The following is a 26079-nucleotide window of genomic DNA, read 5'->3' as shown; positions in this document are numbered from 1 at the left end:
GACCCCGCTGACGCCTGCCCCGTCCCGGCCGTGCCACACTCGAAGCCATGCGCGTCTACATCGGTTCCGACCACGCCGGCTACGAACTCAAGACCCACCTCGTGGAGTGGCTCACCGCCCACGGCCACGAGCCCGTCGACTGCGGTCCCCACATCTACGACGCCCTCGACGACTACCCGCCGTTCTGCCTGCGCGCCGCCGAGAAGACGGCCGCCGACGCGGACAGCCTCGGCATCGTCATCGGCGGCTCCGGCAACGGCGAGCAGATCGCCGCCAACAAGGTCAAGGGCGTCCGTGCCGCCCTCGCCTGGAGCGAGCAGACCGCCGCCCTCGGCCGCGAGCACAACAACGCCAACGTCGTCGCCGTCGGCGCCCGCATGCACACCGAGGAGGAGGCGACCAAGTTCGTCGAGATCTTCCTCAACACCCCGTACTCCGGTGACGAGCGCCACACCCGCCGCATCGAGATGCTGAGCGCGTACGAGACCGAGGGCATCATGCCCCCGATCCCGGCCCACCACCCGCAGCAGGGCTGAGTCCGCCCGCCCGTGCCGCCGGCCGAGCCCGGCGGCACGGCCGCGCCGCCCCGTCCCACCCAGGAGAACCGCCGTGCCCGAAGGGCATACGATCCACCGCCTCGCCCAGGACCACCGGGAGCGCTTCGGCGGCCGGCCCGTCTGCGCGAGCAGCCCGCAGGGCAAGTTCTCCGACTCCGCCGCCCTCCTCGACGGCTCCGTCCTGGAGACCACCGAGGCCCACGGCAAGCACCTCTTCCTCGGCTTCCCGCGCGACGAGTGGGTCCACATCCACCTCGGCCTCTTCGGCAAGGTGAACTTCGGCGACGCCCCCGCGCCCCCGCCGGCCGACACCGTCCGGCTGCGCCTCGCGAACCCCGAGTCGTACGTCGACCTCCGCGGCCCCACCACCTGCGCGCTCGTCACCGACGCCGAGAAGCAGGCGATCCACGCCCGCCTCGGCCCCGACCCGCTGCGGGACGGGGACGACCCCGACAAGGCGTGGCACCGCATCGCCAGGTCCCGCACGACGATCGCCGCCCTGCTCATGGACCAGAAGGTCATCGCCGGCGTCGGCAACGTCTACCGCGCCGAGGTCCTCTTCCGCCACGGCATCGACCCGTACCGGGCCGGGAAGGACCTGACGGCGGGGGAGTGGACCGCGATCTGGGAGGACCTCAGGGCCCTCATGCGCGAGGGCGTCCGCCTCAACCGCATCGACACGGTCCGCCCCGAGCACACCCCCGAGGCGATGAACCGCCCCCCGCGCGTCGACGACCACGGCGGCGAGGTCTACGTCTACCGCCGCGCGAACCAGCCCTGCCACCTCTGTGGCACGGACATCCGCACGGCCGACCTGGCGGCCAGGAACCTCTTCTGGTGCCCGACCTGCCAGCACCGCTGAACCGCGTGGCGGGCTGCCCTAGAACCCGTGCGGCAACCAGGGCGCGACCGGCGACCCGAACGCCAACGACGCCTCCGCCAGCGCCCCCTCGCGCAACTCCGTGACCCGACCCGCGGAAGCCAGCGCGGCAAGGCTCGTACCGCCCAGATACGCCGCCCCCAACTCCCGTACGGACAGCGCGAGGTCAGCCGCGTCCGACGTCCGGGAACAGCTCGCCCCCTTCGCGTCGCCCGACAGCCGCCAACGCCCCGCGTTCCACGGGCAGAACGCGTCCGCCACCTCGAACACCACGTCCACCGGCGCCTGGTACGTCCGCGCCTCCAGCGCCGCGCCGACGTCCACCAGCCGCGCGAACAGCGCCTCCCGCACGGCCGGTTCGCACCGCCGCACGTCCGAGACCAGGTGCTGCCAGGCCGAGTCCACCGGCACGCTGTTCACCCGCACCTTCGACGTCAGGTCGACCGAGCACAGGAACCGCCACAGCGCCGCCTCCGCCGCCGGGTCGAGCCCGTACAGCTCGTGCACCGTCACCGCACCGTCCGCGCCCGCCCAGCTCCAGTCCGGCTTGATCGCGTAGTACGCGTACCCCACGACCTCCCCGTCCCGCTCCGCCAGCACGCACAGCCGCGGCGAGGCGCCCTCCCGCGACCCCGGCGGGTCGAGCAGCGGCAGCCGCTCCCAGCCGGGCCGCCGGGCGAGCATCCCGGGCCGGCGCGGCACCATCCGCGCGTACACCGCCTCCGTCACCGCCGAGGACTCCGCGAGCGGCACCATCCGCAGCGACACCGCGTCCGTCCCGGCCGGCACGTCCAGCCGCACCCGGGTCGTGTCGATCACCGTGCGCTGCGACCACGTCGCCGCCCCGTAACCGAACCGCCCGTAGATGACCGGCTCCGAGGCCGTCAGCACCGCCAGCGGCTCGCCCGCCGCCCGGACGTCGTCGAGCTGCCGGCGCATCATCGACGTCAGCAGCCCCCGGCGCCGATGCGTTCCGGCCACACTCACCATCGTCACGCCGGCCGCCGGCACCGACGCCCCGCCCGGCACGGTCAGCCGGAACGAGAACGCCCCCGCCGTCGCCACCGGCGACGCGCCCTCCCAGACCGCCAGCGAACGCCCGCACTCGGTCAGGTCCCGCCACAGCGCCCGCTCCTCCGGCTCCTCCGCCAGCCCCCCGAAGGCGAGTTCCAGCGTCGCGAACCAGCGATCCCACTCCGACGGGTCCAGCACCCGCAGTTCAGTCGTCATATGCCATCGATATCAGCGGTCCTCGCCCGAGGCGACCCGATTTCACGCACCTTGTCACCGGGGTACCCCTGCACGGGACCGGCCGGGGTGGATAGGGTCCAGGCCAATGGCCCACCACGGAGTGAACACGTACACGGCCCGGTTGCGCAGGCGCGCCCACCGGGCCCGCGTCGTGCTGCGCCGGACCGGCGTCGACTACTTCCGCGGCGGCACCTCCGACCGGCTCGCCCTCGCCGGGCTGCTGCTCACCATCCCCGCCATCGTCTGCGGCACCGTCCTCGACCCGGTCTGGTGCTCGCCCGCCGCCCTCGTCCTGCCCATCGTGGCCGGCGGACTGCTGCTGCGGCCCGCCAGCCTGCTCGGCCTGTACGCGGCGGCAGCCGGCGGCCTGATCGTCGAGTCCACCATCCTCGGCCCGTACGGCGAGGGGCCCGCCCGCGTCACCCCCGGCACCGTCCTGGTGGTCGCCGCCTGCGGTCTCTTCGGCCTGCTCATCGCCCAGTTCAGGGCCCGGGTCGGGGTGCCCTGGCGGCGCGGCGGCACCATGCTCTTCGACCTGCGCGAACGGCTCCGGGTGCAGAGCGCGCTGCCCCGGCTGCCGCGCGGCTGGCACCGCGAGATGGCGCTCCGCCCGGCCGGCGGACAGTCCTTCTCGGGCGACTTCGTCGTCGCCGCCCGCACCCACGGCGGCCGCACCCTGGAGGTCGTCCTCACCGACGTCTCCGGCAAGGGCATGGACGCGGCCTCCCGCTCCCTGCTGCTCTCCGGCGCCTTCGGCGGCCTCCTCGGCTCGCTCCCGCCGCACGGCTTCCTGCCCGCCGCCAACGGCTATCTGCTCCGGCAGAACTGGGACGAGGGCTTCGCCACCTCCATCCACCTCGTCCTCGACCTGGACTCCGGCGACTACGAGCTCTTCTCCGCCGGCCACCTGCCCGCGCTGCAGCTCCACTCCGGCACCGGCCGCTGGGAGGAGAAGGACGGCGACGGGCCCCTCCTCGGCGTCTACGACGGCGCCGAGTTCCACCCGGTCAAGGGAACCCTGCACCCCGGCGACGTCCTGATGCTCTTCACCGACGGACTCGTCGAGGCCGCCGACCGCGACCTCGCCGAGGGCATCGACCGGCTCACCGGCGAGGCCGACCGCTGCGTCCCCGGCGGCTTCGAGGGCGTCGCCTGGCACCTCATCGAGGCGGTCGCCAAGGACGTCAACGACGACCGCGCCCTCGTCCTGATCTCCCGCCCCGCCTGAACCTTTCGGCGCCGTGACGCGTCCCACGATTCGTCACCCCCCGCCGAGGGCAAAGGGGTTGGTGGCACGATGGAGGCGCGGGGGTGTCCGGATACATACCCCGGGCTGGGCAGGGACCGACCGAGGGTGTGATCAGTTGTGGCCATTTCGCTGTCTGTGGTGTTGCTGTTGGCGATCGTCCTCGTGGTGCTGATCCGCGGCGGAAGCCTCAAGGGCGGGCCGGCCGTGGTCGCCGTCCTCTTCGGCTTCTTCCTCGCCTCCACGGGCATGGCGGACGACATCCAGCGCTTCCTGGACTCGATAACCCAGACGATCGGCGCCATCAAGTTCTGACGCGGAACGGCTCCGGCCCGGTCCCTCGACGAGGGACCGGGCCGGAGCCGTACACAGAGCGGGCGACGGGAATCGAACCCGCGTAGCTAGTTTGGAAGACTAGGGCTCTACCATTGAGCTACGCCCGCACGGAACGCGCCACAGGCGGAAGGCCGCGGCACGGACAGCATCGTAGCCGGTCCGGAGCCGTCCGTGCACGCCCCGAAAAAGAGGGGGCGTCGCAGCGTCCCCGTACATGTACCCTACGTGTCGCACCGACGGGGTGTGGCGCAGCTTGGTAGCGCGTCCGCTTTGGGAGCGGAAGGCCGTGGGTTCAAATCCCGCCACCCCGACCAGCATGATCCTCACGATCCCCCCGGGGCCCCGACCTCGCGGGTTCTTGATCACGTTGTGGGCCTCATCCCACGTGCGGTTACTATGCAAGCTGCGAGCCCGTGTGTCTTTCTGACCGGGCCCATCGGCCGGAACCGCCCCGCGCGGCCCGTCCGGAATCCAGGAATCAGCCACAAGGAGACCGAACCGTGAAGAGCGCCGTGGAGACCCTGAACCCGACCCGGGTTCGGCTCACTGTCGAGGTGCCCTTCGAGGAGCTCAAGGACAGCCTCGACGCGGCGTACAAGAAGATCAACCAGCAGGTCACGGTCAAGGGCTTCCGCAAGGGCAAGATCCCGGCTCGTGTGATCGACCAGCGGTTCGGCCGCGGCGCCGTGCTGGAGGAGGCCGTCAACGACGCGCTCCCGAAGTTCTACACCGAGGCCGTGAACGAGGCCGAGGTCAACGTGCTGGGCCAGCCCGAGGTCGACATCACCGAGCTGAAGGACGGCGAGCTGCTGGCCTTCACCGCCGAGGTCGACGTCCGCCCGGCCATCGAGATCCCGGACTACTCCGGCATCGAGGTCGAGGTCGACGCCATCGAGGTCACCGACGAGGACGTCGAGAAGTCCGTGGAGCAGCTCCGCGAGCGCTTCGCGTCCACCAGCAAGGTCGAGCGCGCCGCCGCCGAGGGCGACGTCGTCACCCTCGACCTGACCGCCAAGGTCGACGGCGAGGTGCTGCCCGACGGCGTCGCCGACGGTGTCTCGTACACCATCGGCTCCGGCGAGCTGCTCGACGGCATCGACGCCGCCGTCACCGGCCTGGAGGCCGGCGGCGAGGCCACCTTCACCTCGCAGCTGAAGGGCGGCTCCGCCGCGGGCAAGGACGCCGAGGTCACCGTCAAGGTCACCGAGGTCGCCGCCCGTGAGCTCCCCGAGCTGGACGACGAGTTCGCGCAGATGGCGTCGGAGTTCGACACCCTCGACGAGCTCAAGGCCGACAGCCGCAAGCGCCTCGAGAACATGAAGCAGTTCGACCAGGCCACCCAGGCCCAGGAGCGCGTCCTGGAGAAGTTCCTGGAGCTGGCGGAGATCCCCGTCCCCGAGAAGCTCCTCGAGGACGAGGTCAACACCCGCAAGCACAACCTGGAGCACCACCAGCTCGGCCAGATGGGCCTGAGCCTGGAGAAGTACCTGGAGCTCCAGGGCAAGACGGTCGAGGAGTTCGAGGCCGAGACCAAGGAGCAGGCGGTCAAGGGCATCAAGACCCAGTTCCTCCTCGACGAGCTCGTCTCCAAGGAGAAGCTGAACGTCGAGCAGGACGAGCTCACCGAGCACCTGTTCCGCCGTGCCGCCTCCTCCGGCATGTCCCCCGACCAGTTCGCCCAGGCCGTCGTCCAGGGCGGCCAGGTGCCGATGCTGGTCGGCGAGGTCGCCCGCGGCAAGGCCCTCGCGGTCGTCGTCGAGGCCGCCAAGGTCGTCGACACCAACGGTGAGGTCGTCGACCTCTCCGACGACGAGGACGAGGTCGAGGCCGCCGCCGAGACGGTCGAGGCCGTCACCGGCGAGGCCGAGGTCGCCGAGGAGAAGTAAGGCCCCACCGGGCCGACGCCGGGGCTCCGCCCCGCGCGCGCCGTACCGTGCCACGGGCCCGGCCGCACTGCTGTGCGGCCGGGCCCGTGGACGTACGCGGACCGTTTATGCGCCGCCAACTACCTTGCGCTCCCAGCGAACAGTTCGGGAACCGGGATGGCGTTGTCCTACCTGCGCGTTAGGGTCCATGGATACGGGGGCACTGCCCTCAGAACGAGACGCTGAGACGGCCCGGGGCCGTCGGAGACGAGCAGGTGGATACGTGACGAATCTGAAGCCTTACGCCGCGGGTGAGCCGTCCATCGGTGGTGGCCTCGGCGACCATGTCTACAACCGGCTGCTCGGCGAGCGCATCATCTTCCTCGGCCAGCAGGTCGACGACGAGATCGCGAACAAGATCACCGCGCAGATGCTCCTCCTGGCCGCCGACCCGGAGAAGGACATCTACCTCTACATCAACAGCCCCGGTGGCTCCGTGACGGCCGGCATGGCCGTCTACGACACCATGCAGTACATCCCGAACGACGTCGTCACCATCGGTATGGGCATGGCGGCCTCGATGGGCCAGTTCCTGCTCACCGGCGGCACCCCCGGCAAGCGCTTCGCGCTGCCGAACACCGACATCCTGATGCACCAGGGCTCCGCCGGCATCGGCGGCACCGCCTCCGACATCAAGATCCAGGCCGAGTACCTGCTGCGCACGAAGAAGCGCATGGCCGAGATCACCGCGCACCACTCCGGCCAGACCGTCGAGACGATCATCCGCGACGGCGACCGCGACCGCTGGTTCACCGCGGAGGAGGCCAAGGAGTACGGCCTCATCGACGACATCATCACGCACGCCGCGGGTGTTCCGGGCGGCGGCGGCACGGGCGCCTGAGCGCCGGCCAGCCGCAGAGCCCCCAGCCCCCTCCGAACGCCACCAGGACGGTGAACACCCAGATGCAGAACAACCTCTCCCCGAGCGGCCTCTACACCGGCGCGCCGATGGACAACCGCTACGTCGTCCCGCGCTTCGTCGAGCGCACCTCGCAGGGCGTGCGCGAGTACGACCCGTACGCGAAGCTCTTCGAGGAGCGCGTGATCTTCCTCGGCGTGCAGATCGACGACGCCTCGGCCAACGACGTCATGGCGCAGCTGCTGTGCCTGGAGTCGATGGACCCGGACCGCGACATCTCGATCTACATCAACAGCCCGGGCGGCTCCTTCACCGCCCTCACGGCCATCTACGACACGATGCAGTTCGTGAAGCCCGACATCCAGACGGTCTGCATGGGCCAGGCGGCCTCCGCCGCGGCCGTGCTGCTCGCCGCCGGCACCCCCGGCAAGCGGATGGCCCTGCCGAACGCCCGTGTGCTGATCCACCAGCCCTCCGGCGGCACCGGCCGCGAGCAGCTCTCCGACCTGGAGATCGCGGCCAAGGAGATCCTGCGGATGCGCGACCAGCTGGAGACCATGCTGGCCAAGCACTCCACCACGCCGATCGAGAAGATCCGCGACGACATCGAGCGCGACAAGATCCTGACGGCCGAGGACGCCCTCGCGTACGGCCTGATCGACCAGATCGTCTCGACCCGCAAGAGCACGGCCGCCGCGGCACACTGACGCGCCCGACCTTCCCTCGGCACGGTTCTCCCGGCTCGTGTGGCCGAATCGCGACCATGTGAACCGTGCCAAGGGGGGCCCGAACGGGGGGCCCGGCAAGGTACCGTCGAATATGAGGCACCAGGAGTCGCTGAACCAAGCGCTCCCAGGCGAAGGGGAAGCACCTCGTGGCACGCATCGGTGATGGCGGCGATCTGCTCAAGTGCTCGTTCTGCGGAAAGAGCCAGAAGCAGGTGAAGAAGCTCATCGCGGGACCCGGTGTGTACATCTGCGACGAGTGCATCGACCTCTGCAACGAGATCATCGAAGAGGAACTCGCGGAGACGAGCGAGGTGCGGTGGGAGGAACTCCCCAAGCCCCGCGAGATCTACGAGTTCCTGGAGGGGTACGTCGTCGGCCAGGAGCCGGCGAAGAAGGCCCTCTCCGTCGCCGTGTACAACCACTACAAGCGCGTCCAGGCCGGCGAGAACGGCGGCGCGCAGGGCCGTGACGACGCGATCGAACTGGCCAAGTCCAACATCCTGCTGCTGGGCCCCACGGGTTCGGGCAAGACGCTCCTCGCCCAGACCCTGGCCCGCATGCTCAACGTCCCGTTCGCCATCGCCGACGCGACGGCGCTGACGGAGGCCGGCTACGTCGGCGAGGACGTCGAGAACATCCTGCTCAAGCTGATCCAGGCCGCGGACTACGACGTCAAGAAGGCCGAGACCGGGATCATCTACATCGACGAGATCGACAAGGTCGCCCGTAAGAGCGAAAACCCGTCGATCACGCGCGACGTGAGCGGCGAGGGCGTGCAGCAGGCCCTCCTCAAGATCCTGGAGGGCACGACCGCCTCCGTCCCGCCGCAGGGCGGCCGGAAGCACCCGCACCAGGAGTTCATCCAGATCGACACGACGAACGTGCTCTTCATCGTGGGCGGCGCCTTCGCCGGCCTGGAGAAGATCATCGAGTCGCGGGCGGGCGCCAAGGGCATCGGCTTCGGGGCGACCATCCGCTCCAAGCGCGAGATCGAGGCGAGCGACCAGTTCCAGGAGGTCATGCCGGAGGACCTGGTGAAGTTCGGGATGATCCCCGAGTTCATCGGCCGCCTCCCCGTGATCACCTCGGTCCACAACCTGGACCGCGAGGCCCTGCTGAAGATCCTCGTCGAGCCGCGCAACGCGCTGGTGAAGCAGTACCAGCGCCTCTTCGAACTCGACGGCGTGGAGCTGGACTTCGACCGCCCGGCCCTGGAGGCCATCGCCGACCAGGCCATCCTCCGCGGCACCGGCGCCCGCGGCCTGCGCGCGATCATGGAGGAGGTCCTCCAGTCGGTGATGTACGAGGTCCCCTCCCGCAAGGACGTGGCCCGCGTCGTCATCACGGCGGACGTCGTCCGCAACAACGTGAACCCGACCCTGGTCCCCCGCATCGTCAAGAACGACGGCCGCCACGAGAAGTCGGCGTAGCCGACCCTCAAGACGAAGGGGCGCCCCACCGAACTCCGGCGGGGCGCCCCTTCGCATGCGCGCGCCGTGTCAGATCTTGACGGGACTTCCTTGCGGAGCCCGGCGGCGATGGAACTCTTCGCAGGAGCCGCTGCGGCGCCACGGGGCCGGGGCCTGTTCTGGTCTCCTCCTGCGCGGTCTGACGAAGAGGGGTGCCCTGACCACCGGTGAGGGCGCCCCTCCCTTCTCGTGGACGCCGTGCGTCAAATCTTGACGCGGACTTCCTTGCGGAGCTTGGCGGCGATGGTGGAGACCTCATCGATGGTCCCGCCCTTGCCGGCCATCATGTCGGCCAGGTTGAAGTGCATCACGTAGCCCAGCGTGCTGTGGTCGCCCCAGACGCAGACCGGCATGGTGACCTCCTTGGGGCCGAGGCCCCCGGACTCCTCGCCGGTCTTGGACTTGACCTCCTGGCACTTCATCACGGCGCCGTCGAGCTCGGCCGGGGTGACGGTCTTGGGCTCGCCGATGAGCTCGCCCTCGTTCTTGTCCTTCTCGGCCTCCATCTCCGCCTTCATGCCGGCGAAGACGTTGTCGACGGTCTTCTCGGGGTCCTCGATCTCGCCGTACGCCCCGCCGAACATCAGCATCTTGCCCGCGAGGGGGTTGCTGGCGTCCTTCACCTGGTAGGCGCCGTTCGCCCGCTGGGGGTTCTTGACGCCGTACTTCTCCGCGTCCTTGATGAAGTCGTCCTCGTCCGACTGCTTGCCCTCGTCCGGGGACTTCTTGTACTCGGTCAGCACCGTCTCCGGCGTCACCAGCTTGTGCGGGCCGTCGTTCGCGACGGAGGCGCCCGCGCCGCCGCCGATCAGGAAGTACGCGCCGACCGCGATCGCCGCGACGACCGCGACCGCGCCGATGATCAGCGGGGTCTTGGACTTCTTCGGGGCGGGCGGGTGGGGCACGTAGCCGCCGGGGCCCTGGGGGGCGCCGTACGGGGGCTGCTGGCCGTAGGGGCCGGGCTGCTGCTGGGGGTAGCCGTACGGCTGCTGCGGCGGCACGCCCTGCGGGGCCTGCTGGGGGTAGCCGTAACCGGGCTGCGGCGCCGGCGGCTGCCCGTACGGGCCCGGCTGCTGGCCGTACGGCCCGGGCTGCTGCGGCTGCTGGCCCCCGTACGGACCCGGCTGGTTGTAGCTCATCGACTGCTTCCCCTCACAGGACGTTTATGCGTAGCGAACATCCTGTCGGAAGCCGCCCCGCGATGGGGCGGCGGGGGTCACACCGTTACCGAACAATCGCGTTTCGGGACACGACCGTCGCACCCCTAAACTGGGCCCGTGACCGAGAACACTCAGCAGCAGACAGCGCCCACCACCGAACTGCCGACCCAGTACGCGCCGGCCGAGGTAGAGGGGCCGCTGTACCAGCGCTGGGTAGAGCGCGGCTACTTCGAGGCCGACGCGAAGAGCGAGAAGCCGGCGTACACCATCGTCATCCCGCCGCCCAACGTCACCGGCTCGCTCCACCTGGGCCACGCCTTCGAGCACACGCTGATCGACGCCCTCACGCGCCGCAAGCGCATGCAAGGCTTCGAGACGCTGTGGCAGCCGGGCATGGACCACGCCGGCATCGCCACCCAGAACGTCGTCGAGCGTGAGCTCGCCAAGGAGGGCAAGTCCCGCCACGACCTGGGCCGCGAAGCCTTCGTCGAGCGCGTCTGGGAGTGGAAGGCCGAGTCCGGCGGCCAGATCGCCGGCCAGATGCGCCGCCTCGGCGAGGGCCTGGCCTGGAGCCGGGACCGCTTCACCATGGACGAGGGTCTGTCCCGTGCCGTCCAGACCGTCTTCAAGAAGATGTTCGACGACGGCCTGATCTACCGCGCCGAGCGCATCATCAACTGGTGCCCGCGCTGTCTGACGGCCATCTCCGACATCGAGGTCGACTACCAGGACGACGACGGCGAGCTCGTCTCCATGAAGTACGGCGAGGGTGACGACACCATCGTCGTCGCCACGACCCGCGCCGAGACGATGCTCGGTGACACGGCCGTCGCCGTCCACCCGGACGACGAGCGCTACGCCCACCTGATCGGCAAGCAGATCAAGCTGCCGCTGACCGACCGTACGATTCCCGTCGTCGCCGACACGCACGTCGACCCGGAGTTCGGCACCGGCGCCGTCAAGGTGACCCCGGCGCACGACCCGAACGACTTCGCCATCGGCCAGCGCCACGACCTCGAATCCATCGAGGTCCTCGACGAGCGCGGCGTGATCACCACCCACGGTCCCTTCCAGGGCCTGGACCGCTTCGAGGCCCGCTCCGCCATCGTCGCCGCCCTGCGCGCCGAGGGCCGGATCGTCGCCGAGAAGCGCCCGTACGTCCACTCCGTGGGCCACTGCTCGCGCTGCAAGACGACGCTGGAGCCGCGTCTGTCCCTGCAGTGGTGGGTGAAGGTCGAGACCCTGGCCAAGGCGGCCGGTGACGCGGTCCGTGACGGTCGGGTCAACATCCACCCGGCCGACATGTCGCAGCGCTACTTCGACTGGGTCGACAACCTCAACGACTGGTGCATCTCGCGCCAGCTGTGGTGGGGCCACCGCATCCCCGTCTGGCACGGCCCGAACGGCGAGCTGGTCTGCGTCGGCCCCGACGACGAGGCGCCCACGGGCGAGGGCTGGACGCAGGACACCGACGTCCTCGACACGTGGTTCTCGTCCGGCCTGTGGCCGTTCTCCACGCTCGGCTGGCCGGAGCGGACGCCGGACCTGGAGAAGTTCTACCCGAACTCCGTCCTGGTCACCGGCTACGACCTCATGTTCTTCTGGGTCGCCCGGATGATGATGTTCGGCCTGTACGCGATGGACGGCCAGCCGCCGTTCCACACGATCGCGTTCCACGGCATGGTCCGCGACGAGTTCGGCAAGAAGATGTCGAAGTCGTTCGGGAACACGGTCAACCCGCTGGACTGGATGGACAAGTACGGCTCCGACGCCCTGCGCTTCACCCTGGCCAAGGGCGCCAACCCGGGCGTCGACGTCCCGATCGGCGAGGACTGGGTCCAGGCGTCCCGTAACTTCGCCAACAAGATCTGGAACGCCACCCGCTTCGCGATGATGAACGGCGCGACGGTCGAGGGCCCGCTGCCGGACGCCTCCGCGATGTCGGCGACCGACCGCTGGATCCTGTCCCGCCTGAACAAGGTCGTCGCCGAGGCGGACGCCTACTACGACGACTACCAGTTCGCGAAGCTCGCCGACGCGCTCTACCACTTCGCCTGGGACGAGGTCTTCGACTGGTACGTCGAGCTGTCGAAGACGACGTTCTTCGAGGGCGGCGAGCAGGCCAAGGTCTCGGCCCGCGTCCTGGGCGAGGTCCTTGACGTCACCCTGCGGCTGCTCCACCCGATCGTCCCGTTCGTCACGGACACCCTGTGGACCACGCTGACGGGCCGCGAGTCGGTCGTCATCGCCGAGTGGCCGAAGGACTCCGGCTTCCGCGACGAGGCCGCGGAGAAGGAGATCGAGCTGGTCCAGCGGGTCGTCACCGAGGTCCGCCGCTTCCGCTCCGACCAGGGCCTCCAGCCCGGTCAGAAGGTCCCGGCCCGCCTGGAGCTGGACGGCACGGCGCTCGCGCCGCACGAGGCGGCCATCCGCCAGGTGCTGCGCCTCCAGCCGGAGGGCGAGGGCTTCTCGGCCACCGCCTCCCTGCCGGTCGCCGGCGCCACCGTCGCGCTCGACCTGTCGGGCACCATCGACGTCGAGGCCGAGCGCAAGCGCCTCGCCAAGGACCTGGCCGCCGCCGAGAAGGAGAAGGCCCAGGCCGAGGCCAAGCTCGGCAACGAGGCGTTCCTCGCCAAGGCCCCCGACAACGTCGTGGACAAGATCAAGGGCCGCCTCGCCAAGGCGGACGAGGACATCACCCGCATCCGCACCCAGCTGGAGAAGCTGCCGCAGGCGTGACGCGGACGGCGGAAGGGCCCGGGACCGGTACGGATCCGGGCCCTTCCGCGTCCCGGGGACGGCCGGAACCCGGACGAAGTGCCCCATCTCACAGCAGACGGGACTTCAGGTCCACGGCGTAGGGACCAAGGACCCTGGATGATGAAGACATGGTCCGCCCCTCCACCCTCCCCGCGCTGCGCCGCCGCGTGGACCGGTGGGCCGGCTCGCCCCGGGCCCTCGACGTCGTCGCCGCGCTCAGCGCCTTCGCGCTCATGGTCCTCGACGTGCCCGGCCTCGCCCGCGCCGACAACTCGCTCACCGGCGTCACCGCCACCCTGGTCCTCGCCGCCGGCGCCGCGACCCTGGTGCTGCGCCGCCGGGCGCCCTGGGTGCCGTACCTGGTCGCGCTCGCCCTGATGGGCTGGCTGCACGAGGTCACCCTCATCCAGTTCGCGCTCTACTCCATCGGCCGCTTCCGGGGCCGCCGGGCCGCCGTCGCCGCCACCCTGCTCTACGTCGGTGTCGCCTACGCCTACTTCCAGCTGCCCGGCTGGCCCGCCGAGCAGCACGGCGGCACCCTCAGCGACTTCCTCAGCCTGATCGTCCCCATCGGCGTCCTCGCCGCCGGCGTCGGCATCGCCGCCCACCGCCAGGACCTCGTCCGCGCCCTGGAGGTCCAGCGGCGCGAGGCCGCCGCCCGGCAGGCCGTCCAGGAGGAGCGCATCCAGGTCGGGCGGGACGTCCACGACCTGGTCGGACGCGAGCTGACCGTGCTCGCGGTCCGGGCCGAGGTGCTCGCCGTACGGGCCCGGGGCGAGGCGCACCGGAAGGACTTCGAGGAGCTCGCGGACACCGCACGGCGCGCCCACCTCATGCTGAACGAGACCCTCGTGCGGCGCGCCGACCGGGACGGTGCCACGCCCGGCCTGGAGGGCCTCGCGGACCTGGCCGCCGAGAGCGAGCGGATGGGCAGCCCGGTCGAGCTGGAGGTGGCCGAGGAGGTCAAGGCGCTCTCGCCGCTGCGGCAGACCGCCGTCCACCGGGTGGTCCAGGAGTGCCTGACGAACGCGGCCAAGCACGCGCCGGGCCTGCCGGTCCGGGTGCGGATCGGCGTCGAGGGACCGGACCTGAGGATCGAGGTCCGCAACCCGCTGCCGAAGTCCCCGCCGGACCGCGCGCCCGTCTCCACCGGCACCGGCCTCGTCTCGATGGACGAGCGGGTCGCCAGCATGGGCGGCACCTTCACGGCGGGGGAGGAGGACGGCCACTACGTGGTCCGGGCGACCCTTCCGTCCGGCCTCTCCCGCTGAGCCGGGCCCTCCCCGTACGCCCCCCGGCTACCGCGTCGGCTCCGCCTTCCCCAGGACCCGCTGGAGGCCGTCGAAGTCCTCCACGCAGCGGCCCGAGCCGAGGGCCACGCAGTCCAGCGGGTCGTCGGCCACGAAGACCGGGATGCCCGTCGCCGACGCCATCCTGAGGTCCAGGCCCGGCAGCAGCGCCCCGCCGCCGGTCAGCACGATGCCGTGCTCCATCACGTCGCCGGCCAGCTCCGGCGGGCACTCCTCCAGGGTCACCCGCACCGCCGCGATGACCGCCTCCACCGGCTCGTCGAGCGCCTCGCGGACCTCCGGGACGGTCAGCTCCACCGTCCGGGGCAGCCCGCTGACCTTCTCCCGGCCGCGGACGGTGAAGACGCTCCGCTCGAACTCCTCGCCGCCCGGCACCGGCCACGCCGAGCCGATCGCCACCTTCACGTCCTCCGCCGTCCGCTCGCCGACCAGCAGCGAGTGCGCCTTGCGGACGTGGTCGGTGATCGCCGCGTCGAAGCGGTCCCCGCCGACCCGCAGCGACTGCGCGACGACGATCCCCCCGAGCGAGATCACCGCCACCTCGGTCGTGCCGCCGCCGATGTCCACCACCATCGAGCCGCGCGGGTCGGAGACCGGAAGTCCCGCCCCGATCGCCGCCGCCATCGGCTCCTCGATGAGGTGGACGGCGCGCGCGCCCGCCGAGACCGACGCGTGCACGATCGCCCGCCGCTCCACCGGCGTGACCCCGCTCGGCACGCACACCACCATCCGGGTGCGCGGGCGGCGCCGCCCCGGCACCGCCTTGCGGACGAAGTGCCGGATCATCTCCTCGGCCGCCTCGTAGTCACTGATCACACCGTCCCGCAGCGGCCGGATCGCGGTGATCGAGCCCGGCGTCCGGCCGATCGTCTCCTTCGCCTCGGCGCCGACCGCGAGCGCGTGCCGGGAGCCCTCCTGGACCGCCACCACGGACGGCTCGTTGAGCACGATGCCCTGCCCGCGCGCGTAGAGGAGGGTGTTGGCCGTGCCGAGATCGATGCCTATGTCCATGATCGCCAAGTTTGCCGGGCGGCCCCGGCGGACGGCGGGCCGAAGGTCCCGAAAGGGGGAGGTCCATGGTCCTGTCGGTGGGTCTCCGTAGACTTGGGTCCGTGAGTGACCCGAGCGACCAGAGCGACCACGCCGACGGCTTCGACGACATCATCGACGAAGCGACGGACCGAGACCCCGACCTGGCGGTGATCGAGGCCGGCAGCCGCACCCTGCGCGCCCTGGCCGGACCGCCGCAGGGCGACCCCGTGCCCAGCCGCCCCGAGGACCCGGAGCTGGACAAGGCGCTGCGCGACGTCGAGACCGAGCTCTCGACCCGCTGGGGCGAGACCAAGCTGGAGCCGTCCGTCAAGCGGATCGCGGCGCTCATGGACGTGCTGGGCGAGCCGCAGCGCGCGTACCCCTCGATCCACATCACGGGCACCAACGGCAAGACGTCGACCGCCCGCATGGTCGAGTCCCTGCTCAGCGCCTTCGAGCTGCGCACCGGCCGCTACACCTCGCCGCACGTGCAGACCATCACCGAGCGGATCAGCCTGGACGGCGCCCCGATCTCCGCCGAGCGGTTCATCGAGACGTACCAGGACGTCAAGCCGTACGTGGAGCTGGTCGACGCCCGGGAGGAGTACCGCCTCTCCTTCTTCGAGGTCCTCACCGGAATGGCCTACGCGGCCTTCGCGGACGCCCCGGTGGACGTGGCGATCGTCGAGGTCGGCATGGGCGGCACCTGGGACGCGACCAACGTGATCGACGGCTCCGTCGCCGTCGTCACCCCGATCGACCTGGACCACACCGACCGGCTCGGCGAGACCACCGGCGAGATCGCCGGCGAGAAGTCCGGGATCATCAAGCAGGGCGCGACCGTCATCCTGGCCCAGCAGCCGGTGGACGCCGCCCAGGTGCTCCTGAAGAAGGCCGTCGACGTCGACGCGACCGTGGCCCGCGAGGGCATGGAGTTCGGCGTGGTCTCCCGCGAGGTGGCCGTCGGCGGCCAGCTGCTGACCCTGCGCGGCCTCGGCGGCGAGTACGAAGAGGTCTTCCTGCCGCTGTACGGCGCCCACCAGGCGCACAACGCGGCCGTGGCGCTCGCCGCCGTCGAGGCGTTCTTCGGCATCGGCGCGGAGCACGCCCGCACCCTCGACATCGAGACCGTCCGGCGGGCCTTCGCCCAGACCTCCTCGCCCGGCCGCCTCGAAGTCGTCCGCTCCTCCCCGACGGTCGTCCTCGACGCCGCGCACAACCCGCACGGGGCCCGCGCCACCGCCGAGGCCGTCTCGGAGTCCTTCGGGTTCTCCCGGCTCATCGGCGTCGTCTCCACCAGCGGCGACAAGGACGCCCGGGGGCTCCTGGAGGCGTTCGAGCCGATCTTCGCCGAGATCGTCGTCACCCAGAACTCCACCCCCCGCGCCACCGACGTCGACGCGCTCGCCGCGGTCGCCGTCGAGGTCTTCGGCGAGGACCGGGTCGTCGTGGAGCCCCGGCTGCCCGACGCCCTGGAGGCGGCGATCACGCTCGCCGAGGAGGAGGCCGAGTACGGCGGCGCCGGCGTGCTGGTGACCGGTTCGATCTTCACGGTCGGCGACGCCCGGCTGCTGCTCAAGAGGGGCTGACCCGGACATGCGCACGCTCTGTTCCTCCACCCTCATCGGCGAGTTCTTCGTCATCGGCTTCGCCGGTCTCGTCGCCATGAAGGACGACTCGCTCACCACCTCCACCGTGTGGTGGGTGTGCGGCGTCGCGATGGTCCTGTCCGTGCTGCTCTGCGGGATGATCACCCGTCCCGGTGGTGTCCAGCTCGGCTGGGCCCTCCAGATCGGGCTGATCCTCAGCGGCTTCTTCGTCCCCGTCATGTTCTTCCTCGGGGCCGTCTTCGCCGTGCTGTGGTGGTGCTCGGTGCACTACGGGCGCAAGGTGGACGAGATCAAGGCCCGCTGGGCCGCCTCGAACGGCGCGGCCCAGGGCTCCGCAGGGCCTGACGCTGCGTGACGGGAAGCGGTGCGGGCCCTGTAGATTCAGAGGCCCGCACATCTTTTCCCGAAGGAGTTCCCCCCGTGAGCCAGCGCACGCTCGTCCTGCTCAAGCCCGACGCGGTCCGCCGCGGCCTCGTCGGCGAGATCATCGGCCGCATCGAGCGCAAGGCCGGCTGGACCCTCGCGGCCCTGGAGCTGCGCGAGCTGGACCAGGAGACGCTGGAGCAGCACTACGGCGAGCACAAGGGCAAGCCCTTCTACGAGCCGCTGATGGGCTTCATGTCCTCCGGTCCGGTCGTCGCGCTCGTCGTCGAGGGCGAGCGGGTCATCGAGGGCGTCCGCCAGCTGGCCGGCCCGACCGACCCGATCGCCGCCGCTCCGGGCTCCATCCGCGGCGACTACGGCACCATCGTCCGCGAGAACCTCATCCACGCCTCGGACTCGGAGGAGTCCGCCGCGCGCGAGCTGAAGATCTTCTTCCCCGGTCTCGCGTGACCCTCGTATGACCCGCCGCTGACCCACCGTCAGTCGAACGGCAGCCAGATGTGGGGCGACCGAAGGAATTCGGCCGCCCCCAGGCATATGAACGCCAATCCCGGGAACGGATCGCCGCAACCTACCGTCACCTAGTACAGAGGTGGACCAGCGCGCGCCATCCGCGTGAGCGGCACTACGATGAAAACTCTTCGCCGCACCACCCTCAGCCATGGGAAACAAGGGGAACTTCATGTCGTTCATCGGCCGTGACATGGCTGTCGACCTCGGGACCGCCAACACGCTGGTGTACGTCAGGGGTCGAGGCATCGTCCTCAACGAGCCGTCCGTCGTCGCGATCAACACCAACACCGGCGGGATCCTCGCGGTGGGTGCCGAGGCGAAGAAGATGATCGGCAGGACCCCCGGCAACATCGTCGCCGTCCGCCCGCTGAAGGACGGCGTCATCGCCGACTTCGAGATCACCGAGCGGATGCTCCGCTACTTCATCCTCAAGATTCACAAGCGGCGCTACCTGGCGCGCCCCCGGGTCGTGGTCTGCGTGCCCTCCGGCATCACCGGAGTCGAGCGCCGCGCCGTCATCGAGGCGTCCACCCAGGCCGGCGCCCGCCAGGTGCACATCATCGAGGAGCCCATGGCCGCCGCCATCGGCTCCGGCCTCCCCGTCCACGAGGCCACCGGCAACATGGTCGTCGACATCGGCGGCGGCACCACCGAGGTCGCGGTGATCTCCCTCGGAGGAATCGTCACGGCACAGTCCATCCGGGTGGCCGGCGACGAGCTGGACAACGCGATCATCCAGCACATCAAGAAGGAGTACTCGCTCCTCCTCGGTGAGCGCACCGCCGAACAGATCAAGATCACCATCGGTTCGGCCTACGACCTGGAGCAGGACGAGCACACCGAGATCCGCGGCCGCGACCTCGTCTCCGGTCTGCCCAAGACCGTCGTCATCTCGGCCGCCGAGGTCCGCAAGGCGATCGAGGAGCCGGTCAACGCGATCGTCGACGCCGTGAAGACCACCCTCGACAAGTGCCCGCCGGAGCTCTCCGGTGACGTGATGGACCGCGGCATCGTTCTCACGGGTGGCGGCGCCCTGCTGCGCGGCCTCGACGAACGGCTGCGCCGCGAGACCGGCATGCCGATCCACATCGCCGAGGACCCGCTCGACTCCGTCGCCCTCGGCTCCGGCAAGTGCGTCGAGGAGTTCGAGGCGCTCCAGCAGGTCCTGGACGCCCAGCCGCGCCGCTGACCCGTCGGCCGGGCGGAAGCCCGTACGGTACGAACATCTGCACAACGAACCACGAGGAAGGGCACGGCCGCCGCACGTGAGGGACACACGAGAGAGCCGGCTGCTGCTGGTGCTGCTGGTCGCCGTCGCGTTCGCGCTGATCACGGTGGACATCCGCGGCGGCCAGGAGTCGCCGGTCGACGGCGCCCGGCAGGCCGCCGCCGCCGTCTTCGGCCCGGTCGAGAACGGCGTCGCGGCGGCCGTCGACCCGATCGGCAACGCCATAGGCGCCGTCCGCGACTCAGGCGAGCGGCACAACCGGATCGCCGCCCTGGAGAAGGAGAACGCCGCGCTCAAGGCCGAGCTCGGCAGCGACGACCGCAACCGCAACCGGCTGCGCGAACTCGACTCCCTCCTCAAGACCGCCGGCGCCGGCCAGTACGGCATCAAGGGCGCCCAGGTCATCGCCATAGGGTCGGCCCAGGGCTTCTCCTGGACCGTCACCATCGACGTCGGCGCCCGCGACGGCATCCAGCGCGACATGACCGTCCTCAACGGCGCCGGGCTCGTCGGCCGGGTCACCACCGTCGGCCCGTCGACCTCCACGGTCCTGCTCGCCAACGACCCCGACTTCACCGTCGGCACCCGCATGGAGAAGACCGACGAACTCGGCTTCGCCACCGGCCAGGGCGACCGCCCGCTCCTCGTCCAGCTCCTCAACGGCAAGGCCAAGGTGAAGCCGGGCGACCGCCTCGTCACCTTCGGCTCGGCCGGCGACCGGCCCTTCGTGCCCGGTGTGCCCGTCGGCGAGATCATCCGCGTCGACCCGATGGGCGGCGGCCTGACCCGCAACGTCTACGTCCGCCCGTACGTCGGCTTCAGCAAGCTCGACATCGTCGGCGTCGTCGTCCAGGCGCCCCGCTCCGACCCGCGCGACACGGTGCTGCCGCAGAAGCCCAAGCCCGCGCCGACCGTCACCGTCACGGTCACCGCGAAGCCGCCGGCCGAGGGCGAGCAGGCCCAGGGGGAGAAGGCCGAACAGCCGCTCCAAGACCAGGCGCAGGACCAGCGGGCCGGACAGGACCAGGCGCAGGACCAGCAGGCCGGACAGGACCAGGCGCAGGACCCCGTACCGGACCAGGCGCAGAACCAGGAACAGAACCCGGACGACCAGGGGGACGCGACACCGTGAAGTTCAACCGCATCCTCCTCTCCGCGACCCTGATCGTGGTCGCCCTCGTGGTCCAGGTCTCCGTCCTCGCCCGGCTCCAGCTCCCCGGCGCCGTCCCCGACCTCGTCCTGCTCACCGTCATCGCCCTCGCCCTCGTGCACGGCCCCGTCACCGGCTCGCTCGTCGGCTTCTCGGCCGGCCTCCTCGCCGACCTGGCCCCGCCCGCCGACCACGCCGCCGGCCGCTACGCCCTGGTGCTCTGCGTCGTCGGCTACCTCGTCGGCCTCGCCCGGCCCGAGAACGGCCGCTTCACCTCGGCGATCGGCCCCATGGCCGCCGTATTCGGCGCCGCCGTCGGCTCCACCCTGCTCTACGCCGGCGTCGGCGCCCTCGTCGGCGACACCGCCGCCCGCCACGTCGGCCTCGGCTCCCTGATCTTCACCGCCGTCGTCTACGACCTGCTGCTGGCCCCCTTCACGGTGCCGCTCGTCATGGCCCTGGCCCGGCGGGCCGAGAACGACCCGGTCGCCGACGCCACGGGGGCGGGCGCCGGCGACGTCGCCTCCGGCTGGCTCTCCTCCGGCACCGGCCTGAGGATCGGAACCCAGCGCGGCGGCCTGCGCGTCAAGGCCGCCCGTACCCGCGCCACCCGCGCCGGACGGATCAAGGGAGTCAAGCGACTGTGACCGAGGGGGCACCGGCAGCATGAGCAACATCCCCGAGACCGGAAGGACCCCCCGGGTCCAGACCCGGCTCGTCGTCATCCAGGTCCTCGTCTTCTCGCTGCTGCTCACCCTGGGCGGCCGGCTCTGGTACCTCCAGATCCGCAACGGCAAGGAGTACGCCGACGAGGCCAAGAGCAACAACATCCAGCAGGTCGTCACGCCGGCCGTCCGCGGCTCCATCCTCGACGCCCGCGGCGTCCCGCTCGCCGACAACGAGACCCGGCTCGTGGTCTCCGCCTCGCGCACCGAGCTGATGAAGATGAAGGACGACGGCAAGGCCGTCCTCACCCGGCTGGCCGGCGTCCTGAACATGAAGCCCGAGGACGTCGCCAACAAGATCCGGCTCTGCGACTCCAAGACGCCCAAGCCGTGCTGGAACGGCTCGCCCTACCAGCCGATCCCGGTCACGGACGAGGCCACCGTCCAGCAGGCGCTCACCATCCGGGAGAGCACCGAGGACTTCCCCGGCATCACCGCCGAGCTCACCGCCGTCCGCCGCTACCCCGCCCCCGGCAAGGCCCGTACCGCCCAGGTGCTCGGCTACCTCTCGCCGGTCACCGACGACGAGATCACCAAGGCCAAGGACACCGACTCGCCGTTCCTCCGCTCCGACCAGGTCGGCCGCTCCGGCATCGAGCGCACCTACGACAAGGAGCTGCGCGGCAAGGCCGGCGTGACCCGGTACGAGGTCGACAACCTCGGGCGCGTGATGGGCCAGACCAAGTCCGACCCGGGCGTGGCCGGTTCCACCCTCGTCACCAGCATCGACGCCCGCGTGCAGGCCGTCGCCGAGTACGAGCTCGCGCAGGCCATGAAGACGGTCCGCAACGAGACCGACAAGATCACCGGCCGCAAGTACGAGGCCGACTCCGGCGCCGTCGTCGTCATGGAGACCAAGACCGGACGGGTCGTCGCCATGGCCTCCCAGCCCGACTACGACCCCAACGTGTGGATCGGCGGCATCTCCGCCACCGACTACGCCGCCCTCACCAGCAAGAAGTCCAACTACCCGCTGCTCAACCGCGGCATCCAGGGCCAGGCCCCGGCCGGCTCCATCTTCAAGGTGATCTCCGCGAGCGCCGCCGTCCGGGCCGGCTACGACTTCAACGACAGGTACAACTGCAGCGCCTCCTACAGCCTCGGCAGCCGCAGCTTCGCCAACTTCGAGTCCCAGGGGCACGGCCCCATCACCCTCGGAGACGCCCTCAAGTACTCCTGCAACACCGTCTTCTACGCCCTCGGCCACAAGGAGTGGCAGAAGGACGGCGGCATCACCGCGAACAAGGACGCCAAGGACTGGTTCTACGTGACCGCCCGCGACTTCGGCCTCGGCTCGGAGACCGGCATCGACCTGCCCAACGAGGTCAAGGGCCGCATCCCGGACCGCCAGTGGAAGCAGGCGTTCTGGGAGGCCAACAAGGACGCCTGGTGCAAGCAGGGCAAGAAGGGCGGCAGCTACGTCGAGCAGATCGCGTACGAGAACTGCCTCGAAGGCAACCAGCTGAAGGCGTACGACAGCATCAACTTCGCCATCGGACAGGGCGACGTCCTCGTCACCCCCATCCAGATGGCCACCATCTACGCCGCCATCAGCAACGGCGGCACCCTCTACGACCCCACCGTCGGCAAGGCCGTCATCAGCCCCGACGGCAAGCAGGTCCGCGAGATCAAGCCCAAGGCGCACGGCAGGCTGCCGGTCGGCCAGGAGACCATCCGCGACCTCGACAAGGGCCTGCGCTCGGTCGTCGAGCCCGGCGGCACCGCCGCCTGGCGCTTCGGCGGCTGGCCCCAGGACAAGATCCCGATGCGCGCCAAGACCGGCACCGCCCAGGTCTACGGCAAGCAGACCACCTCCTGGCTCGCCACCTACACCGACGACTTCACCATCGTCATGACCATCTCCCAGGGCGGCACCGGCTCCGGCGCCTCCGGCCCCGCCGTCCGCAACATCTACGACGCCCTCTACGGCCTCGACGACGCGGGCAACCAGGACCTCAAGCGCGCCCTGCTGCCGAAGCCGCAGAAGACGCTGCCGAAGGTCAACGCCGACGGCACCATCGACGCGCCGGCGGTCAAGCCGTACGACCCGAAGTCCCAGCTGGTCGACCCGGCCGGACCGGACGGCGCCGTGCCGCCGCTCGCGGGCCCGCCTCCCCACAGGAGGGACTGACCCATGACGACACGGACCAGCTTCTCGGTCTCCCGGTACGCCCCCGAGCGCGGCGCCGTCGCCCGGCTGACCGCCCGCGACTCGGTGCTGCGCCGGCTCGACTGGCCGATCCTGCTGTCGGCGCTGGCGCTCTCCCTGATCGGCTCGCTGCTGGTCTGGTCGGCGACCCGGGGCCGCACCGAGCTGAACCAGGGCGACCCGTACTACTTCCTCTTCCGGCACCTGCTCAACACCGGCATCGGCGTGGCGCTGATGATCGGCACGGTCTGGCTCGGCCACCGCACCCTGCGCGGGGCCGTCCCGGTCCTCTACGGCCTGTCGATCGTGCTGATCCTCGCCGTCCTCACCCCGCTCGGCGCCACCATCAACGGCGCCCACGCGTGGATCGTGATCGGCGGCGGGTTCTCGCTCCAACCCAGCGAGTTCGTGAAGATCACCATCATCCTGGTGATGGCGATGCTGCTGGCCTCGAAGGTGGACGCCGGCGACCAGCTCCACCCGGACCACGGCACCGTCGCCAAGGCCCTGGTGCTCGCCGCCCTCCCCATGGGCATCGTCATGCTCATGCCCGACCTGGGCTCGGTCATGGTGATGATCGTGATCGTGCTCGGCGTCCTGCTCGCCTCCGGCGCCTCCAACCGCTGGGTCCTCGGCCTCATCGGCTCCGGCATCGCCGGCGCGGTCCTCGTCACCACCCTCGGCATGCTCGACGAGTACCAGATCAACCGCTTCGCCGCCTTCGCCAACCCGGACCTCGACCCGTCCGGCGTCGGCTACAACACCAACCAGGCCCGCATCGCCATCGGCTCCGGCGGCCTCTACGGCGCCGGCCTCTTCAACGGCCACCAGACCAGCGGCCAGTTCGTCCCCGAACAGCAGACCGACTTCGTCTTCACCGTCGCCGGCGAGGAGCTGGGCTTCGTCGGCTCCGGCTTCATCCTGCTGCTGCTCGGCATCGTCCTCTGGCGGGCCTGCCGGATCGCCCGCGAGACAACGGAGCTCTACGGCACCATCGTCGCCGCCGGCATCATCGCCTGGTTCGCCTTCCAGGCCTTCGAGAACATCGGCATGAACCTCGGCATCATGCCCGTCGCCGGCCTCCCGCTGCCCTTCGTCTCCTACGGCGGCTCCTCCATGTTCGCCGTCTGGGTCGCCGTCGGACTCCTCCAGTCGATCCGGGTGCAACGGCCGATGACCGCCTGACGCCCGGCCGCTCCGGTGGCGGGATTCGACGTATGGCGGACGGCTCCGGCGGTTAGATTCGACATATGGCCGAGACCAAGCGCGAGATCGAGCGGAAGTACGAAGCCACCACGGAGACCCGGCTGCCGGACCTCACCCGCGCGGCCGGAGTCGCGTCCGTGACGACCGAGGGCGTCACGGACCTCGACGCCGTCTACTACGACACCGCCGACCTGCGGCTCGCCGCCGACTCCCTCACCCTGCGGCGCCGCACCGGCGGCGCGGACGCCGGCTGGCACCTCAAGTTCCCGGTCGCCGTCGGCGTCCGCGACGAGATCAGGGCCCCGCTCACGGAGACGCTCCCGCCCTCCCTGGAGCGGCTGCTGCGCTCCCGCGTCCGCCACGCCGGAGTCGTCCCCGTCGTCCGCCTCCGCTCCTCCCGCGACGTGCGCCACCTCAGGGACGAGGACGGCGCGATCCTCGCCGAGGTCTCCGTGGACACCGTCCACGCCGACCGGCTCCTCGGCGGCGACGGGACCGCCGCCTGGACCGAGATCGAGGTCGAGCTCGCGGACGACGCCGACCCGGCGGTCCTCGACGCCGTCGAGAAACGCCTCCGGAAGGCCGGCGTCCACCCCTCCGACGCCCCCTCCAAGCTGGCCCGCGCCCTCGACGAGACGGGCCTCGCCCCCGAGCCCCGGCACCGGGCCGAACCGGACGGCGACGGCACGGCGGGCGCCGCCGTCCTCGCGTACGTACGCGAACAGGCCGACGCCCTCGTCCGCCTCGACCCCGCCGTCCGCCGCGACCTGCCCGACGCCGTCCACCAGCTCCGGGTCGCCTGCCGGCGGCTCCGCAGCGCCTTCAAGACCTACCGCAAGGTCCTCGACCGGGAGGTCACCGACCCGATCGGCGCCGAGCTGAAATGGCTCGCCGGCGAGCTCGGCCACGCCCGCGACCAGGAGGTCCTGGCCGCCCGCCTGGCCGAGGCCCTCGACGGGCTCGACCGCGAACAGCTCCACGGCCCGGTCCGCGGCCGGCTGCGCACCTGGGACCGGACCCGCTCCACCGGCACCCGCCGCCGCGCGCTCGACGCCCTCGACTCGCCCCGCCACCTCGCCCTCCTCGACGCCCTCGACCGCCTCCTCGCCGAGCCGCCGCTGAAGCCGGGCGCCCGGAAGAAGGCCGCCCAGCAACTGCCGAAGGCGATCCGGCGCGACTACCGGCGGCTCGCCGACCGGATCGGCCCCGCCCTCGACCTCGACCCGGGCCACGACCGGGACCTCGCCCTCCACGAGGCCCGCAAGGCCGCCAAGCGGGCCCGGTACGCCGCCGACGCCGCCGTACCGGCCCTCGGCAAGCCCGCGAAACGGTTCTCCAAAAGGATGAAGGCCGTCCAGAGCCTCCTCGGCGACCACCAGGACGCCGTCGTCGCCCGCGCCGCCCTGCGCGACCTCGCCGCCGAGGCCGAGGAGGCCGGCGAACCCTCCTTCACCTGGGGCGTCCTCCACGCGCGGCAGGAGGCGGCCGCGGCCGCGCAGGAGCGCGAGCTGCCGGCCGCGTGGGAGCGGGCCTCGGCCCCGGATCTCCGCGCGGCGCTGAGCCGCTGAGCACCGGGGTACGCTTGAGAGTCGCCCCCCTGC

Annotated in this window: 22 protein-coding genes and 2 tRNA genes; 20 read left to right on the top strand and 4 right to left on the bottom strand. The window is 71.0% G+C overall.

Annotation, left to right across the window (positions count from 1 at the left end; translation table 11 throughout):
• The first annotated feature begins 47 nt into the window (after positions 1-47).
• Positions 48-536, top strand: coding sequence for a ribose-5-phosphate isomerase (locus ABFY03_RS13250; RefSeq protein ID WP_319008376.1), 489 nt, complete (start codon positions 48-50; stop codon positions 534-536).
• A gap of 73 nt (positions 537-609) precedes the next feature.
• Positions 610-1419, top strand: coding sequence for an Fpg/Nei family DNA glycosylase (locus tag ABFY03_RS13245; protein WP_346169968.1), 810 nt, complete (start codon positions 610-612; stop codon positions 1417-1419).
• A gap of 18 nt (positions 1420-1437) precedes the next feature.
• Here the strand turns inward: ABFY03_RS13245 and ABFY03_RS13240 are convergent, their stop codons facing one another.
• Entirely contained in the window at positions 1438-2667 is a 1230-nt protein-coding gene (locus ABFY03_RS13240) for a GNAT family N-acetyltransferase (protein ID WP_319013844.1), read from the bottom strand.
• Positions 2668-2773: 106 nt separating this feature from the next.
• Between ABFY03_RS13240 and ABFY03_RS13235 the strand changes: the two genes are divergently transcribed.
• The gene (locus tag ABFY03_RS13235; RefSeq protein WP_319013845.1) at positions 2774-3916 is read left to right on the top strand and encodes a PP2C family protein-serine/threonine phosphatase; all 1143 of its coding nucleotides are present in this window, start codon (positions 2774-2776) and stop codon (positions 3914-3916) included.
• 138 nt (positions 3917-4054) lie between these two features.
• Positions 4055-4249, top strand: a complete 195-nt coding sequence (locus tag ABFY03_RS13230) for a hypothetical protein (RefSeq protein WP_031011923.1) — start codon at positions 4055-4057, stop codon at positions 4247-4249.
• Positions 4250-4306: 57 nt separating this feature from the next.
• Here ABFY03_RS13230 and ABFY03_RS13225 read toward each other — a convergent pair.
• Positions 4307-4377, bottom strand: a tRNA-Gly gene (locus tag ABFY03_RS13225).
• Between the two features lie 130 nt (positions 4378-4507).
• On the opposite strand from ABFY03_RS13225, the gene ABFY03_RS13220 reads away from it, so the two are divergent.
• From ABFY03_RS13220 to clpX, 5 genes are all read left to right on the top strand, one after another.
• Positions 4508-4584 (top strand) — tRNA-Pro (locus ABFY03_RS13220).
• A gap of 186 nt (positions 4585-4770) precedes the next feature.
• On the top strand, positions 4771-6156 hold the full coding sequence (tig, locus tag ABFY03_RS13215; protein ID WP_319013846.1) for a trigger factor: 1386 nt from the start codon (positions 4771-4773) through the stop codon (positions 6154-6156).
• Positions 6157-6418: 262 nt separating this feature from the next.
• Positions 6419-7036 carry an ATP-dependent Clp protease proteolytic subunit gene (locus tag ABFY03_RS13210; protein WP_031011925.1) on the top strand — a complete coding sequence of 206 codons (618 nt, stop codon included), beginning with the start codon at positions 6419-6421 and terminating at the stop codon, positions 7034-7036.
• Between the two features lie 62 nt (positions 7037-7098).
• Entirely contained in the window at positions 7099-7761 is a 663-nt protein-coding gene (locus tag ABFY03_RS13205; RefSeq protein ID WP_031011927.1) for an ATP-dependent Clp protease proteolytic subunit, read from the top strand.
• Between the two features lie 167 nt (positions 7762-7928).
• Positions 7929-9212: an ATP-dependent Clp protease ATP-binding subunit ClpX gene (clpX, locus tag ABFY03_RS13200; RefSeq protein WP_030494070.1), complete on the top strand. Its 1284-nt coding sequence runs from the start codon at positions 7929-7931 to the stop codon at positions 9210-9212.
• Positions 9213-9454: 242 nt separating this feature from the next.
• On the opposite strand, the gene ABFY03_RS13195 is transcribed toward clpX, so the two are convergent.
• Entirely contained in the window at positions 9455-10390 is a 936-nt protein-coding gene (locus ABFY03_RS13195) for a hypothetical protein (protein ID WP_346169967.1), read from the bottom strand.
• Between the two features lie 138 nt (positions 10391-10528).
• On the opposite strand from ABFY03_RS13195, the gene ABFY03_RS13190 reads away from it, so the two are divergent.
• On the top strand, positions 10529-13150 hold the full coding sequence (locus tag ABFY03_RS13190; RefSeq protein WP_346169966.1) for a valine--tRNA ligase: 2622 nt from the start codon (positions 10529-10531) through the stop codon (positions 13148-13150).
• Positions 13151-13299: 149 nt separating this feature from the next.
• Positions 13300-14442 carry a sensor histidine kinase gene (locus ABFY03_RS13185; protein ID WP_319013850.1) on the top strand — a complete coding sequence of 381 codons (1143 nt, stop codon included), beginning with the start codon at positions 13300-13302 and terminating at the stop codon, positions 14440-14442.
• A gap of 27 nt (positions 14443-14469) precedes the next feature.
• Here the strand turns inward: ABFY03_RS13185 and ABFY03_RS13180 are convergent, their stop codons facing one another.
• Positions 14470-15492 carry a rod shape-determining protein gene (locus ABFY03_RS13180; RefSeq protein WP_319013851.1) on the bottom strand — a complete coding sequence of 341 codons (1023 nt, stop codon included), beginning with the start codon at positions 15490-15492 and terminating at the stop codon, positions 14470-14472.
• Between the two features lie 65 nt (positions 15493-15557).
• On the opposite strand from ABFY03_RS13180, the gene folC reads away from it, so the two are divergent.
• The 9 genes from folC (at position 15558) to ABFY03_RS13135 (ending at position 26046) form a co-directional block, all read left to right on the top strand.
• On the top strand, positions 15558-17102 hold the full coding sequence (folC, locus tag ABFY03_RS13175) for a bifunctional tetrahydrofolate synthase/dihydrofolate synthase (protein WP_319013852.1): 1545 nt from the start codon (positions 15558-15560) through the stop codon (positions 17100-17102).
• 7 nt (positions 17103-17109) lie between these two features.
• Positions 17110-17478 carry a DUF4233 domain-containing protein gene (locus ABFY03_RS13170; RefSeq protein WP_319013853.1) on the top strand — a complete coding sequence of 123 codons (369 nt, stop codon included), beginning with the start codon at positions 17110-17112 and terminating at the stop codon, positions 17476-17478.
• Positions 17479-17543: 65 nt separating this feature from the next.
• Positions 17544-17957, top strand: a complete 414-nt coding sequence (gene ndk / locus ABFY03_RS13165) for a nucleoside-diphosphate kinase (protein WP_319013854.1) — start codon at positions 17544-17546, stop codon at positions 17955-17957.
• Positions 17958-18189: 232 nt separating this feature from the next.
• A complete protein-coding gene (locus ABFY03_RS13160; RefSeq protein ID WP_019886273.1) occupies positions 18190-19209 on the top strand; it encodes a rod shape-determining protein in 1020 nt (339 codons plus the stop codon).
• A 76-nt stretch (positions 19210-19285) separates the two neighbouring features.
• The gene (mreC, locus tag ABFY03_RS13155; RefSeq protein ID WP_346169965.1) at positions 19286-20380 is read left to right on the top strand and encodes a rod shape-determining protein MreC; all 1095 of its coding nucleotides are present in this window, start codon (positions 19286-19288) and stop codon (positions 20378-20380) included.
• A complete protein-coding gene (mreD, locus tag ABFY03_RS13150) occupies positions 20377-21045 on the top strand; it encodes a rod shape-determining protein MreD (RefSeq protein ID WP_346169964.1) in 669 nt (222 codons plus the stop codon). The genes mreC and mreD overlap by 4 nt, the downstream gene beginning before the upstream one ends.
• A 19-nt stretch (positions 21046-21064) precedes the next feature.
• The gene (mrdA, locus tag ABFY03_RS13145) at positions 21065-23254 is read left to right on the top strand and encodes a penicillin-binding protein 2 (RefSeq protein ID WP_319013857.1); all 2190 of its coding nucleotides are present in this window, start codon (positions 21065-21067) and stop codon (positions 23252-23254) included.
• Between the two features lie 3 nt (positions 23255-23257).
• Positions 23258-24457 (top strand): rod shape-determining protein RodA, encoded by a 1200-nt coding sequence (gene rodA / locus ABFY03_RS13140; protein ID WP_319013858.1) that lies wholly within the window; start codon positions 23258-23260, stop codon positions 24455-24457.
• Between the two features lie 65 nt (positions 24458-24522).
• Positions 24523-26046, top strand: a complete 1524-nt coding sequence (locus ABFY03_RS13135; protein WP_319013859.1) for a CYTH and CHAD domain-containing protein — start codon at positions 24523-24525, stop codon at positions 26044-26046.
• Positions 26047-26079: the final 33 nt, after the last annotated feature.

It is taken from the genome of Streptomyces roseofulvus (genome assembly GCF_039534915.1).
GTDB classification, from domain to species: domain Bacteria; phylum Actinomycetota; class Actinomycetes; order Streptomycetales; family Streptomycetaceae; genus Streptomyces; species Streptomyces roseofulvus.
This window is presented reverse-complemented; position numbering and strand designations above follow the sequence as displayed.

Bases quoted from the DNA above. Each gene is read 5' to 3' on its own strand.
- ABFY03_RS13250 (WP_319008376.1), top strand. From the start codon at position 48: ATGCGCGTCTACATCGGTTCCGACCACGCCGGCTACGAACTCAAGACC.
- ABFY03_RS13240 (WP_319013844.1), bottom strand. From the start codon at position 2,667: ATGACGACTGAACTGCGGGTGCTGGACCCGTCGGAGTGGGATCGCTGG.
- ABFY03_RS13235 (WP_319013845.1), top strand. From the start codon at position 2,774: ATGGCCCACCACGGAGTGAACACGTACACGGCCCGGTTGCGCAGGCGC.
- ABFY03_RS13205 (WP_031011927.1), top strand. From the start codon at position 7,099: ATGCAGAACAACCTCTCCCCGAGCGGCCTCTACACCGGCGCGCCGATG.
- ABFY03_RS13195 (WP_346169967.1), bottom strand. From the start codon at position 10,390: ATGAGCTACAACCAGCCGGGTCCGTACGGGGGCCAGCAGCCGCAGCAG.
- ABFY03_RS13185 (WP_319013850.1), top strand. From the start codon at position 13,300: ATGGTCCGCCCCTCCACCCTCCCCGCGCTGCGCCGCCGCGTGGACCGG.
- ABFY03_RS13180 (WP_319013851.1), bottom strand. From the start codon at position 15,492: ATGGACATAGGCATCGATCTCGGCACGGCCAACACCCTCCTCTACGCG.
- folC (WP_319013852.1), top strand. From the start codon at position 15,558: ATGGTCCTGTCGGTGGGTCTCCGTAGACTTGGGTCCGTGAGTGACCCG.
- ABFY03_RS13170 (WP_319013853.1), top strand. From the start codon at position 17,110: ATGCGCACGCTCTGTTCCTCCACCCTCATCGGCGAGTTCTTCGTCATC.
- ABFY03_RS13160 (WP_019886273.1), top strand. From the start codon at position 18,190: ATGTCGTTCATCGGCCGTGACATGGCTGTCGACCTCGGGACCGCCAAC.
- mrdA (WP_319013857.1), top strand. From the start codon at position 21,065: ATGAGCAACATCCCCGAGACCGGAAGGACCCCCCGGGTCCAGACCCGG.
- rodA (WP_319013858.1), top strand. From the start codon at position 23,258: ATGACGACACGGACCAGCTTCTCGGTCTCCCGGTACGCCCCCGAGCGC.
- ABFY03_RS13135 (WP_319013859.1), top strand. From the start codon at position 24,523: ATGGCCGAGACCAAGCGCGAGATCGAGCGGAAGTACGAAGCCACCACG.